Annotated in this window: 8 protein-coding genes; 1 reads left to right on the top strand and 7 read right to left on the bottom strand. The window is 32.1% G+C overall.

Features of this window, described 5'->3' with window-relative positions:
• The first annotated feature begins 5 nt into the window (after positions 1-5).
• Positions 6-551 carry a photosystem II reaction center PsbP gene (gene psbP, locus AC6EJB_RS04100; protein ID WP_498492441.1) on the top strand — a complete coding sequence of 182 codons (546 nt, stop codon included), beginning with the start codon at positions 6-8 and terminating at the stop codon, positions 549-551.
• Between the two features lies 1 nt (position 552).
• On the opposite strand, the gene AC6EJB_RS04095 is transcribed toward psbP, so the two are convergent.
• From AC6EJB_RS04095 to AC6EJB_RS04065, 7 genes are all read right to left on the bottom strand, one after another.
• A complete protein-coding gene (locus AC6EJB_RS04095) occupies positions 553-2,334 on the bottom strand; it encodes an ABC transporter ATP-binding protein (protein ID WP_498492440.1) in 1,782 nt (593 codons plus the stop codon).
• 21 nt (positions 2,335-2,355) lie between these two features.
• A complete protein-coding gene (locus AC6EJB_RS04090; RefSeq protein WP_498492439.1) occupies positions 2,356-2,631 on the bottom strand; it encodes a hypothetical protein in 276 nt (91 codons plus the stop codon).
• An 11-nt stretch (positions 2,632-2,642) separates the two neighbouring features.
• A complete protein-coding gene (locus tag AC6EJB_RS04085) occupies positions 2,643-4,409 on the bottom strand; it encodes a DEAD/DEAH box helicase (protein WP_498492438.1) in 1,767 nt (588 codons plus the stop codon).
• A gap of 148 nt (positions 4,410-4,557) precedes the next feature.
• Positions 4,558-6,279 (bottom strand): AAA family ATPase, encoded by a 1,722-nt coding sequence (locus AC6EJB_RS04080; RefSeq protein WP_498492437.1) that lies wholly within the window; start codon positions 6,277-6,279, stop codon positions 4,558-4,560.
• Positions 6,279-10,061: a UvrD-helicase domain-containing protein gene (locus tag AC6EJB_RS04075; RefSeq protein ID WP_498492436.1), complete on the bottom strand. Its 3,783-nt coding sequence runs from the start codon at positions 10,059-10,061 to the stop codon at positions 6,279-6,281. The genes AC6EJB_RS04080 and AC6EJB_RS04075 overlap by 1 nt, the downstream gene beginning before the upstream one ends.
• A gap of 94 nt (positions 10,062-10,155) precedes the next feature.
• Positions 10,156-10,716 carry a methyltransferase family protein gene (locus tag AC6EJB_RS04070; RefSeq protein ID WP_498492435.1) on the bottom strand — a complete coding sequence of 187 codons (561 nt, stop codon included), beginning with the start codon at positions 10,714-10,716 and terminating at the stop codon, positions 10,156-10,158.
• Between the two features lie 13 nt (positions 10,717-10,729).
• Positions 10,730-14,023, bottom strand: a complete 3,294-nt coding sequence (locus tag AC6EJB_RS04065) for an exodeoxyribonuclease V subunit gamma (protein WP_498492434.1) — start codon at positions 14,021-14,023, stop codon at positions 10,730-10,732.
• Positions 14,024-14,038 lie beyond the last annotated feature (15 nt).

The raw sequence follows: 14,038 nt of genomic DNA, 5'->3' as shown, positions 1-14,038 counted from the left end.
CCAAAATGATCAAATTTTTTCGAACATCTTTTAAATCTCTTTTGGCTATAGCGTTGGTCTTGACGCTCGGAGCTTGCTCTACGGGGGTATCCGCAGGGTTGGAACCTTTTAAAAGTCAAGATGGAAGATATGGTTTTCTTTTCCCAACAGGATGGACGAGAGTGGCTGTCGATAATGGGCCAGAGGTTGTTTACCATGATTTGATCAACTCTGATGAAACTCTCAGTCTTGTTATTTCTAAATTGGAAAACGAAGTGGATTTAGATGATTTGGGTGGAGCGGATGCTGTAGGGGAAAGACTTTTTGGTGAAAAAAATAGTGATAATCCTATTCAATTAATTGATGCTTCGGAGAGGGAAGTTGATCAACGAAAATTCTATGATCTTGAATACTTTGTTGACTTAGCAGGAAACAGTAGGCACGAAATAGCCACTGTTGTCGTGGAAAGAGGTTATTTGTACACACTCGCTGCTAGCACTAGTGAACAACGCTGGTCAAAAATGCAAGATACTTTTAAAAGAGTAGTTAGTTCTTTTACTTTTTTCATATAATTTAAATATTATTTTCACCAGCTTGGATTTTCCAAAGGTAGTAATAAAAATCTTTATTTTTTAGAAGAGAATTATGTGTTCCCTTTTCGATAATTTTACCTTTATCTAAAACTATAATTTCGTCAGCATCTATTACTGTACTTAAACGATGTGCAATAACAATTGTTGTACAACTATTTGTTATCTTCTTAAGAGACCTTTGAATAGCTGCTTCAGTTTCATTATCTACAGATGCTGTTGCCTCATCTAATATTAATATTGGGGCGTTTTTTAAGATTGCCCTTGCGATAGCAATTCTTTGTCTTTGTCCACCAGATAACTTTTGTCCTCTTTCTCCCACTATTGTTTTTAGCCCTTCTGGCAATTGACTAATAAATTCAGTTGCTTCGGCAATGTCAGCAGCATTTTTAATTTTTGATTTAGCAGTATTTTGTGATCCATAAGAAATATTTTCTTCAATTGTGCCTTGGAATAAATATGTTTCTTGGCTTACTAATGCAATACATCGTCGTAGGCTTTTCAAATCCAATGATTCAATTGATTTCCCATCAATTTCTATTGAACCTTCACTGATTTTATACAGCCTTAATAATAGTTTTACAAGTGTACTTTTGCCAGAACCGGTAGCACCTACAATGCCTATTTTCTTGCCAGGACTAATATCTAAATTAAAGTTTTTGATGATTTGGGATCGACCTTGATATGTGAAATCAATATTTTTAAATTTTATTCCACCTTGAATATTATTAGGATCTAATTTGATTTTTCCAGTTCTAATTTTTATTGGAGTATCTATTAAATCTAAAACTCTATTTGTTGAAGCCATTGATCTTTGATAATCATCCAAAATATGTCCTAATGTCGTTAAGGGCCATAATAATCTTTGAGTAATAAATACTAAAAAACTATAAGTTCCCACTGGCATTAATCCTTTCCAGGTTTGGAAGCCTCCAGCAATTAATATTGCAAGGAATGCAAATAGTATTGCGAATCTAATTAATGGGATAAATGCCGCTGATAGCTTAATTGCCTTTCTATTACTTTCTTGATATAAATTGCTATCTAATCTTAATCTTTCAAGTTCCCAATCCTCAGTAGCAAAACTTTTAATAGTAACCATTCCACTGAGGTTATTGTTAAGTCTTGAGGCAAGATCTCCAGCTCTATCTCTGACCTCACGGTAACGAGGAGCTAGGTTCTTCTGAAAATTAATCGAACCCCAAAGAATAAATGGAATAGGAATGAATGCAAGCAATGCAATACCGGGAGCTAATAAAATCATTGCCCCACCAACGATAAAAACAGTAATTATTAATTGAATAATTTTATTAGCTCCTTCATCCAAGAATCTTTCTAGTTGATTGATATCGTCATTCAGTACAGTCATAAGCCTTCCTGTATTATCTGATTCGAAGAATGTCATCTCTAATTTTTGTAAATGGCCATATGCTTTGATTCTTAAATAGTGCTGTGCCTTCTGAGCTAAATTTCTCCACATTAATCCATATAAATATTCAAAGAATGATTCTGCTGTCCATATCAAAAATGAAATTATTGCAAGTGCGATTAATTGATCTGGGACACTAATAAAGCCTATTGAACTAAGCCATGAACTTTCTTGTCTGACTACCACATCTACTGATATACCAATTAGAACAGGTGGTGCAAGATCAAAAAATTTATTTAATATAGAGCAAATAATCGCCGAATATATTAGAGGCTTTTGACTTTTAAGATTACTCAAAAGTCTTATTAATGGTTTATTGGATTTTGGATTTTTCATTATATGAGGATTCCTTTTTATTTAGAGATTGAACTTCTCTGCAGCTTTATCTCTACAGTAAATTCGTGAGTTTTTTATTGAAGATCCAGCCTTAAACTTCTTCGAAAAACATTCACATGTATAATGACTAATTTGATCCAACCTCTTTTTATTCTTAATATTAAGTTTTGCTTTTAATGTGGCAATACAGAATTTATTAATCAGACTATTTTTATGCTCAGCTTGAATTTTTAGAGGTACACCTATATTTAAGATAATTAATGGAATTGTGCTTTTGACTATTAATTTGCCAAACATTTTTTTAATTTTTAATCAGTCCTGTTTATTTGTAATTCTCTATTCATTACCTTTACTTTTTTTAAAGCTTGAAAAACATTCTCGGGCATTTGTTTTGGTAAATCCACAAGACTGTAATTTTCAAATATTCTTATTCTGCCAATCATCCTTCCCTTTAAGCCAGCCTCGTTTGCGATCGCTCCAACTAAATTTCCCGGTTTAACTCTATCTCGGTGGCCAACTTCAACTCTAAATCTCTCCATTTCATCCTCAAGCCTGTTGTTATCAAAATCTCCCCTGCGTCGTTGTTTGAATTTGTTATCTCTTCGATCAATCCTTGAGTTTCTTTGAGATGATTGCTTGATCCATTCTTCACTTCCATGCTCAAGAAGTGAGTTAAAACCAACAGCTAAATTTAAAGCTGCTAGTGTTAAGTCTTTTGGATCTATTTCTAATTCATTTTCAATTTTTTTAATTAATTCTTTTAAAATATCTGTTTCTATTGGATTATCCCTCTCTGATGAAGCCGCTTTTAATAATTTTTCTTGTAGCTTCTTAATTCGGTTGCTGTTTATAAGTTCATTGTCTGGTATCTCCATCTTTTCAATTGGTTGTCCTACAGCTCTTTCAAGATTACTTAAAAAAGATCTTTCTCTAGGATTAACAAATAGAATTGCCTCACCATTTCTTCCTGCACGTCCAGTTCTGCCAATTCTATGAACATAAGCTTCTCGGTCAAAGGGCATATCGTAATTAATTACTAAACCAATTCGATCGACATCGAGGCCTCTTGCAGCGACATCTGTAGCTACTAGAATATTTATAGAACCCTGTCTTAATCTTTCAACAGTTCTTTCCCTTTGATTTTGAGGAATATCTCCATTTAAAACAGCTACATTATATCCATATGATTCTAATTTTTCAGCTACTACAATTGTAATTGCTTTTGTTCTAGCAAATATTATTACTCCTTCTTCAGAAACAGCTTCAAGTACTCTTTGAAGTGCATTAATTTTATAAACATTTTGTACGCTTATATACCTTTGCCTGATAAGCCTTTCCTTCAATTCAGTTGCTTTTATAGTTATTTCCGCAGGACTATTTAAATATTTTTTTGATAATCTTCTTATCTCAGATGGCATCGTAGCTGAGAATAAAACCAGTTGTCTCTCCTCTGGCAATTGTTCTAAAATCCATTCAACATCATCAATGAATCCCATTCTTAACATTTCATCAGCTTCATCTAGCACTAAACAACTCAAATGACTAGTATTTAGAGTCTTTTGGCGCATATGATCCATGACTCGCCCAGGAGTCCCCACAACTACATCAACTCCCCTCCTAAGAGTGTTTATTTGATTTCGGAAATCAGAGCCTCCATATATTGCGAGTACTTTGAAATGCGGATGTCCTGCGGAATATGTTCGAAATGATTCGGCCACTTGCATAGCCAACTCGCGAGTTGGAGCTAGAACTAAAACTTGTGGATGTCCAACATTCTTTTTCAGTCTTTCAAGGATTGGCAATGCAAATGCTGCTGTTTTACCTGTACCTGTTTGAGCTTGTCCAACTAGATCTCTACCAAGAAGTAATTCAGGAATTGCAGCTTTTTGAATCGGAGTGGGTGATGAGTAGCCTTTATCAGAGATTGTTTGAATTAGTTCTTCACTAAAGTTAAATTCAGAAAATCCATTTTCTGAATTTTGATCACATTCATCCAATATTGCCTCAGAAGATTCATTGAGAACATCTTGTTCTACTGGACATGAAGAATCCTCATGTAGATTTTTATTTGTCATCTAATAATGGTTGCCTTTTTGTCCTTCAAATTAGGCAGGCAACTTCCGATCGGTGTATAACCGTGCTTTGCTGACTCGCCTTGTTAAAGGGATATAAGATTAATTTTATCATCTCAAAAATCCTTTTAGGAAAAAGTTGACCACATCTTTAAAAGTCTTCTTCTTTATTTGTAAACACCAGTAATTGTTTTTTTGCACGAGTTATTGCTGTGTAAAGCATTCTTTTTTCATAATCATCAGAATAATATTTTTTGAGTGTATTCTCTTCTAAATCTTTTGAGGTATTTGGCCAAAGTAAAAGAACTTGATCAGCTTCACTCCCCTGTGCTTTATGGATTGTCATTGCATATGCCGCATCATACTTATTTAATCTAGATGGGTTTATTAATCGAGTTACTAGTTTTTGTTCCTCAGAAAAAACATTAAATAAAAAACGTCTTTTCTCGCTATTGCCAATAATTATCCCTACGTCTCCATTGGCTAAACCTATTTCAGGTTGATTACTTTTTGCCATGATTGGTGTTCCCTCCCCCCACCTGTATACTTCATCCTCAAATCTCTTCCCTAATAGGAACTCGTGGATTTTTTTTACACCCCAGGGTCCATATCTTTGCGGACAAAGTATAAGAAGATTATCTATGAATTTAAAGAGTTTTATTATCTCAACCGAATGTGGTACCTCTATGATGCTTGATTGCCATGCTTCAGTAGGAATATGATTGATACAATTTGCTGTTAACTTTTTAAGCTTCTTTCTGTAGTTGAAAAGAGTTCTTACTACGGGATCTGGAATAGTTTTTAGGGATGAAAGGTACTGACGTGTATTTGATGAATCTTCACTCTTTGAAAGCCGTTGCCAAAAGGCATCTACGCCTTTATCTTTTAGGGTTTTTCTTAAAATAGCTATATCTCCTTTGTTTCGGTATGATTTTGTAAGTTTGATAGAGTTTGATTGAAAGTTAGTTTTCGTTTCTTTCTCTATCAAAATTTGCCATATACCACCACTTCCTATTGGTAATAATTGGTCAGGATCACCTACTAAGATTATTTGACATGATTTTGTTAATGCATCGAACAATCCATTAATGGTTGATAAGTCAACCATTGACATTTCATCTACAACTATAAGATCTACATTTAATAGACGTTGAGAATTTCTTTTGAAGCCATTTGGTCCTGCTTCCAACCATTTATGTAATGTTTTAGAAGGAATATTAGAAAGCTTATCCTTTAAAGGATCTTCAAAATCTTCGATACCTGCCTGAATAGTATCTTTTAGTTTTTTTGCGGCTTTCCCTGTTGGAGCAGCCATTGCAATATCAAGAGTTGGATTTCTTGTTAGTGCTTGTAAAAGCATTTGAAGAATGGTACTAGTCTTGCCAGTGCCTGGCCCACCACTTAATAAGATGATTTGTTCACTTTTAACAAGGTTAATAGCTTTTATTTGTTGATTATTTAGATGCTCTAAATTCTTAGCATCAATTCGAATAGGTAATTCTTTTGAGAAATGATCAATAGAATGATTCCTTACGAGAATTTTATCAATGGTCTCAACTATCTCATTATGTGATCTACGCCAACTTATCAAATCCCCATTTATGACTACTGGGGAGCGATCTCCTTTTGTCCAGCCACTCTCTAATAACGCTTTCATATGAGAGCTGGGCCAACCTTTATATTTAAGTTCTAGATTTTTAGGAATTTCCTTCATATCTACATAAATATCACCTCTTGATAATCCATCCATTAATACATTTACGACATCAATTAAAGCTTCGTTAAACTCTATAGGTGGGAAATAGCGAATAAGAGTAGCTAATAATGATTTATTTAAATCAGTTGAAAATTTTTTTTTCAAAGGCTCTCTCATTATTGTTGTCTTTTGATTAATAAATCTAATTTTTTAATTCTTTCAATAGGAGCAGGTTCGACGATTAAGCCTGGAGTCCTTTGATGAAGATTTTTTTCTTCTAAATCCACTTTATCTGGGAGTCCTCTCAAAAACACATAAATGTAACCCCCAAGATGTTTTTGAGGTGAATAATTAGGGAGCCTCCAATTTAAAAATCTATGTAAAGCAAGTAAATATATATGGGCTTGTAGTGGATAGTGATGATGGTACATTTCCTCATCCATTCTGGAAATTGAATAATTTGATGGACCACAAGAAGAATCATCCTCTTTTGATAGAGAACTTCCTATCCAATTACTTTTCCAATCTAAAACCCACCATTTAGCAATTTCTTGATTTGAGTTATCTGCAAACACTTGGTCTATAGATCCGGTTAGGAATCCGCTGCTATAGATATTTAGATTCATCAGTTTATTTATATAGTCTGAGCCATATTTATTTTGGTCATCTTCTCTAAATATTGATGATAATTCGAGAGTATTAATTGGATTAGCGTCATGACAAATTGGAATATCAAATTTTAATTCTTTAATGGAGCTTTTAGAATTTAAATTTTTCATTTTAAATTTACCTAAAGGACCTCCTAAAGGGATATTTGCAATTCTATTTAATAAAATATTAATTGGTTCAGCAAATGAATTACTTATATTAACTTTATTTAATTCTTCATTTATTATAGTTAAAACTTTTAGTTTATTTTCAATATCATTTAAATCTATTCTTTCAAGTATTTTATGTAGACAAGTCCCTGCTATAGGGCCTCGAGGAAAATTACCAATAGGACTTTCTTTTGACCATATCTTCTCGCCCGCTATGTCAATACTTTGTTCTTTCTCTAAAAATACCTGATCAATTTCTTGGGGAGATATATCCTCAATTTCATCTTTAAATGCATGATCTTCATTTAACTCATCTGATAAGTCTTCCAGAGTCAATTCGTTATTTTTTTGTGTTATCCATCTTGAAAAACTATACCTTCCCCAACTATTTTCGAATTGATGCTTAGGAATTGCTCCAAGTGATAATTTGACTTCACTTTTAGGTTGAGTCCATGTTTTATTAGTTTCAAAAGCTTTTATATCTTGAATATCAACTTTTAGTTCCCTTTTCTGAAATGATTTTTCCATCATTTCTTTTGTATGGTCTTCTATATTTAGATTTATTGATTCAGATCCAAATAAAAATCCTGAAAGAGGGTTCCCTTCTTGAGCAGCAGCCTTTGCCCACAGGACTATTAATTGTTTTTTAGCTCTTGTAAAAGCAACGTAAGCTAATCGCTCTGCTTCATTTAATGATTCTTTTCTAATGAAATCTTGATATGAACTGTATTTTTTATACCATTTATACTTTTTAGAAATTAATAGATTTTGATTATCTTTCCATAAATGATTTTTTTTATCTGGAGGCTTTTGCCACAAGTATGGACAAATCACCATTTTAAATTGAAGTCCTTTACTCTTGTGAATTGTAATTATATTTATGGAGCTGTTACTAATGGCACTATTAGGTTGATATTCTTCAGGTATGGGCTCAATGGGCTGGAACCGTTGACTACTCAGCCATTGTGATGCTCTTAAAGGATTAAATTTCTGTCGATGGATCTGCTCGTCTACTAACTGAGAGCATTGGTAAAGATCACCTAATAAAGTTCCTCTATGAGAAAGATCAGCTATTGATTTCCCTTCAAGAAATTTTGATAAGCAGCCTAATAATCCAATCTTTGGAAATGATTTTGCAAGTTCATAGAACTTCGATGATAATGAATCAAAATCTCCATTAATTTTTGATTCAACAAGTTTTTCCTTTTCCCATTGCATCAGCTCAGAACAAGCTAGTAGGGCAAGTTTTTGTTGGTTATATGGACTGACGATACAGTTAAGGAAGATCTGTAGGATTTGAGCACCCTCTCTAGTAAATATATTTTCATTACTTAGGAGTTGTGAAGGAATTTTTATTTTTGATAAATAGCAATGGATATTTTTAGCTTGATCGTGTCTATTGACTAGTATGCAAATATCTGAGGGATTTAAATCTTTGGTATTATTGCTTAATAATTCTAACAAATAATATCCAATAACTTTAGGAATTTTATCCTCTATTTTACTTTTTGATTCTAATTGCATTTTTGGTATGTTTTCTTTTTGATGATTGCCTATTAGATTTATTATCTTAAATGGTTCTTTTATTCCATTCAGTCTTAGTTGATCTTCTTGTGAACATGGATTAAGTTCTTGGATTGAGAGTTTTGATCTTATTAAACCATCATGAAATAATTTATTGAGTATTAAAATTAGAGGCTTTGTACTTCTATAATTTGCATTCATTATATGAATTTGAGCACAATCTTTTCTGGCTTTCATATATGTATTTAAGCTTCCACCTCTGAAACTATAGATTGCTTGCTTTGGATCTCCAATCATTAGTAATAGATGTGTTGATTGGTTTCCAAAGGCTTCTTTTAGTAATCTTAACTGGACGGGATCAGTATCTTGGAACTCATCAATTAGTGCTACTTTATATCTAAGTTTTAGATTTTTATAGACATTATCAGGCTTAACTTCATTGTTGATCCCAGTATTATTTCGTTTTTTTGGATCTAACAATTTAAGTAGGTCAGAATAATTTATCAAACCCTTTTTAGATTTTCTTTTTTCAAGCTCTCTCTTAGACCATAGTAAAGCATGTTCCCAAACGAATTCCCCTGGGCTATCATATAAATCTCCAATAATATCAAGAATTGACTTCAGTTCTTTTGAACAATAATCAATGTTGTATTTCATATTTAATTGGTAAATATTTTTAGGATGAAAATATTTATTTATAAGGGTTTGATTTTGAATATCTTCATATGATGGACGCGTTATCTCTGTATATTCTTCAACCCAGTTACTTAAAAGCTCAAAACGATTTTTTCTTGGCTTGGATGAGTATGGCTTTGTCTCTTTAATACCCTTAGATCTTAGATCCTTCGCAATTTCTATGAAGCGATTTTCAAGCTTCTGGCCCTTTTCTTTCCATAAAGTCGTAAACTCTATCCATAATGATTTAATATAGTTGTTTAATTGGTTTGAAAGACCTTCATCTATTTTTAAGTTATTAAATGTTTGCTTGAAAATATTACTTGGATCATTATCCAATGTATTAAGAACTTGAATTAAATTCTTACGATTGAAATTGGTTTTAAATATTCCTTTTAATTCTGAAATATCTATTTCTAATATTTCTTTATTCCAATATTCTTCCACAATTTCATTTATTAGTGATTCTGAATCTTTTTTGATTGTTGGATTTAAATTATATCCGTTCTCAATAGCCTCTCTACGAAGTGTCTTGCTACAAAAACCATGGATTGTTGTTATGTCTGCATTATCAATTCTCTCTAATGCTTCTAATATCAGGGAAGAGATATATAGAGCTCTTTCTTTAGATGTTATATTTAATTCGACCCATTCATTTAATACATTATCTATTTTATATGGTTCCACGCTTTCATTTTTTGATTCAATTATTTTTAATGCTAAAATTAATCTTTCAATAATTCTTGCTTTGATTTCTGATGCTGTTGCTTCTGTAAAACTAACAACTAGTATTTCATTTATTGAATATTCCTTTTCAGTCAATAACCTTAAGACAAGGTGAGAAAGGGAGAATGTTTTCCCTGTTCCAGCACTTGCTTCTATAAGACGCATACCATTGTTTAAAGGATATTTATTCGCTTGAAATAATTCTATATTAGTCATATTTTAAATAGGTAAAATTATAAATGAAGTATTAAGCCTTATACAATCTTTTATGCCTTGATTTTGGTGTTTTAAATTGTATACCATTAACATTTTATGATCTCCAATCTAAATATTTTATTTGTTTTATTATAGCTGGTACTTTCTTGATATATTTTTTATATTCAGGAAATTTAATTTTAAGCCTTTCTTCTTCTTTTAATGCTTTTATTTTTAAAATATAAGCTAATGATATTAGTAGATATAGATGAATTAGACTAACTAACAAAATACATATGCCTAATGAAATAAATAATAATCCCATATAAATGGGGTGTCGGACATATTGGTATGAATTATTTTTTATCAGACTTGATCCATTCATTGGATAAGGCAGGGGTGTAAGATTTTCTTTTAAATCTATGCATGCTTTAATGACAATGAATAAACCTAGAATTGAAATCGTTAACCCTAGGATTATACAAAAAATATTTATTGGAAATGGTATATATTTTATTTTGGGGTATTGAGGTGTTAAATGTAGGAGGATTACAAATATTTGAGAAAATAAGTACCACTCTCCTTTTGAATTATTAAATAGCCCCTGCTTGCTAAATCCCCATTTTGATATGAGAGTTTTAATTTTTTTAAAGATGTTATTTTTATTTAGTTTCATTTTAGTTGCTTTATTAGTTGGTGTTTTTTAGTAGTGGTTCATAGAGACTCATTAATACATCATTAAATGATTCAACTTCTAAAAGAGTAGCGGCTTTGCATTTTTTGCCAAAGCAAAGTTCCATTGTTAGAGTTTCTCTTTCTCCTTGCATATATAAATCACCTTCCCATCTCTTTTTAAATAAATCTTGCTCATTCTTATTTTTATCTTTTGTCGCAAGGGCATACGCCATACCACTTTCTGGTGGTATGGGCCAACAATTATTTCTTCCTTCGGCTGCTAATTGATGTATTTGTCTTAGCGTTTCAGTGGCTTTTTTTGTATTTATTGGTGATATTTCCTTGCTCACCTCGAAATTTATTTTTTTGCGATTGTTTATTTTTTTAGAAATTATAAGTGTTTTATATTTAAATGAACTATTAGCAGATAAATATAAATGATTTAGCCAACCATTCATAAGAGTTTTATATTTTAAACTCCCAACTTCAATCTGTATTAAATTCTTACCTCCAAAGTAAAATTCACCCTCTAACTCTTCCATCTCAATACTCTTTTTTGTGATTTGCCCTGTAGCGTATATTGCGGATATTAAATTATTCCATCGCTCCTCAAGAAGATCCTCTTCTATTAATCCAGACCCTTTTGGAGGGAAAACACCTTTACCAGAATAGGCCTCTTTCCAGTAGTTTAAATTATTTTTTGTATCGTTATTATTACTAAGATCACTATTTTCTAGTCGATGTTTAAGGAGTTTATATCTTTCTAATTCTGAAAGCTCGAGTAAATCATCGTCTTTAATAAGATTGACAAATTCTTTTGATTGGATTTCATTTTCTTTTAACCATGTTATTTGTGGATTGAGTAACCATTCTTTAGTTTTCTCGAAGGAATAAGATCTTAATTCGTTTACGTTTATTTCTTTCCAATTTATTGGTAATGCTAATGAGACATTTTTAGTAGGTAATGTTTTTTCAATCCATTCTCTAGCTTCAAGATTCTTCCTATCGCAACTTAAAATTTGTGGATTTTCCGTTTTTATAAAGTTGAAATGATCAAGAGGATTTGTTGGTGGCTCAATGAGAATCTCAGGAAAGGTATTGGCTCCTAATTTGATTTTTAAGTAATTCAACCATTGTTGAATGGGGCTTGGAGGTTCAAGATCTTCGCCTGTCTTTTCATCTTTGGAATTCCAAGAAACTAAAAGATTTTGACGAGTTGAGATTAAGGCTTCTAACAATGAATAGCGGTCTTTGTCATATTGGTTAGGGTCTCCAAGTTCTCTTTTTCTTTCTAGGAGATTAAAACTTCTTCTATTATCTATTCTTGGAAAAGTTCTACTTTCTAGTCCCATGATGATAATGATTTGATGAGGGATTGCTCTCATGGGTTCTAAGGCACTGATCGTAATTTTTCCTGTCCTATGACCAAATTTGCCATTTGTAGAATTTAATGCCTTTGTGATAATGTCTTTGACTACTAGACAATCAACTTCTAGTTCACAATTATTTGTTATATCCCCCCAGTTATTGACAATAGTTAGTAGTTGTTGCTCTTCCCAAGCCCATTCCCCACCATCACCAAATAAATCCTTTACTAGCGATATAACTATTTTTACCCATTCTTTACATGAATGTTTAATTCGAATAGTATCGATATAATTGCATAGCTTTGAAAGCATACCCCAAGCTTTTATAAACTGTGTATTTGAAATATTTTCTGAATAAGGGGAGATATTTCTTATTCCATTAATTGAATCATCTGGTAAAACAAGACCAAGTAGACATCTTTCTAGACACCAACATAGGGTATGAGTTTCTTCTCCATATCTTTCTGAAGAATCAAGCCCCCAAGTAAAGCCAGCGGATTGAAGGCTTTTGATTATGTCACTCACCTCGTCAATACTTAAACGCTGTTGAGCTTGTAATGCTGGATTAGTTAATAAGTTTTCAAAAATTGATGCGGTTAGACGAGATGCAGAAATTTCTAACAAGTTTAATACAAAATGTATTAAACCTATTTTATCTTCTTGACTTCTATGTGTGATCACCCAAGGTAGTTGACAAGTATTGTGATCTATATTGTTAAATACTGAGGCAATTGCTGGCGCATAGCTATCAATATGTGGTGTCATTATTAGAATGTCTCTAGGTTGAAGTTTTTTATCATTGCTCAAGAGCTGTAATATATGGTCCCGTATTAATTCCACTTGCCGATATTTTCCTGGCGATTTAAGGAAAAGAAGTGATTTATCGGATTTTTCTTTAGTTAGAATACTTTCACTTTTTGTGAATAATAATTCTTGTTGTAGTTGTTCTAATAAATTTGGTTGCGTTCCTTTATTAGTGGCGATATCTGCTGTAAGGGAAAAAATATCTTCCTCATGTTTATTTCCCAATTGATATTCACCACTCCCCTCTAGCAACTGTTGAAATTCAGCCCCCATCCTTCCAAGGAAGGCTTCGAGTCTAGGAGATTCTAGTAACCAGTGTCTGTCAGGAGGAGTATTCCATGTGTTTCTAAATTGCATTCTTCTTGCTTCAAATCTTTGCCAAAGATCATTACAAGGGGAAATTATATAAATTTTTATATTACTTACTTTTGAAAATGCTTGAATTAAATCTATTTGCAATGGTGCTAGACTACTAAGTCCAAAGATGTATAAATTTTTTGGATAATCTAGTATAGAAATATCATCTTTTTTTAAATATTTAATAGCTTTATCGACTTGTATGCAGAACGGATCTTTGTTTATCTTCTTATATAATAAATTAAATAAAATTTCTTGCCAAAGGAAATTTTCATTAGCACTTATTTCTCTAGAAGTTTTATTTCCTTTCTTGCTTAACCATTGCTTGATAATTTCAGGTCTATAAAGTATATAATCATCAAATATCTCTGCAATATTGTTTGCTAGATCCCATAAATTTAGATCAATTTGATCATTTTCATTATCGCTTATTTTCAGACTGGACCGAATGATCTGTGCTTCTTCTTCTTTCATTAATTCTGGTAATAATTCTAAAATATTCCAAACAAGATGATTCTTTTCCCATGGATCTTTTTCATTAGGATCAATACCAATAATTCTCTTGACTAACCTTTTTAAATATGTCCCAGGAAATGGGTATTTAACCAATGCATTGATATTATTAATTATTGAAAGTTTTTCACTAAGCCATCTGCTTGATGGCCATGTACTTACGATAATATTAACTTCTTCAGTTATTTCAGGTGGATTTAATCGGAGTTCCTGCCCCAGTATTTCTGCTAACCATTCAGCTTTATTACTTCGATAAATTGTTAGCAAGGGTCAAAATGCGAT

The organism is Prochlorococcus sp. G4PB17 (genome assembly GCF_059772445.1).
Note: the sequence above shows the minus strand (reverse complement) of the source record. Positions and strands in the feature narration are given on the sequence as shown.

Excerpts from the sequence above, each read along its gene's own strand:
- psbP (WP_498492441.1), top strand. The coding sequence starts at position 6 with ATGATCAAATTTTTTCGAACATCTTTTAAATCTCTTTTGGCTATAGCG.
- AC6EJB_RS04070 (WP_498492435.1), bottom strand. The coding sequence starts at position 10,716 with ATGAAACTAAATAAAAATAACATCTTTAAAAAAATTAAAACTCTCATA.
- AC6EJB_RS04075 (WP_498492436.1), bottom strand. The coding sequence starts at position 10,061 with ATGACTAATATAGAATTATTTCAAGCGAATAAATATCCTTTAAACAAT.
- AC6EJB_RS04085 (WP_498492438.1), bottom strand. The coding sequence starts at position 4,409 with ATGACAAATAAAAATCTACATGAGGATTCTTCATGTCCAGTAGAACAA.
- AC6EJB_RS04090 (WP_498492439.1), bottom strand. The coding sequence starts at position 2,631 with ATGTTTGGCAAATTAATAGTCAAAAGCACAATTCCATTAATTATCTTA.
- AC6EJB_RS04095 (WP_498492440.1), bottom strand. The coding sequence starts at position 2,334 with ATGAAAAATCCAAAATCCAATAAACCATTAATAAGACTTTTGAGTAAT.
- AC6EJB_RS04080 (WP_498492437.1), bottom strand. The coding sequence starts at position 6,279 with ATGAGAGAGCCTTTGAAAAAAAAATTTTCAACTGATTTAAATAAATCA.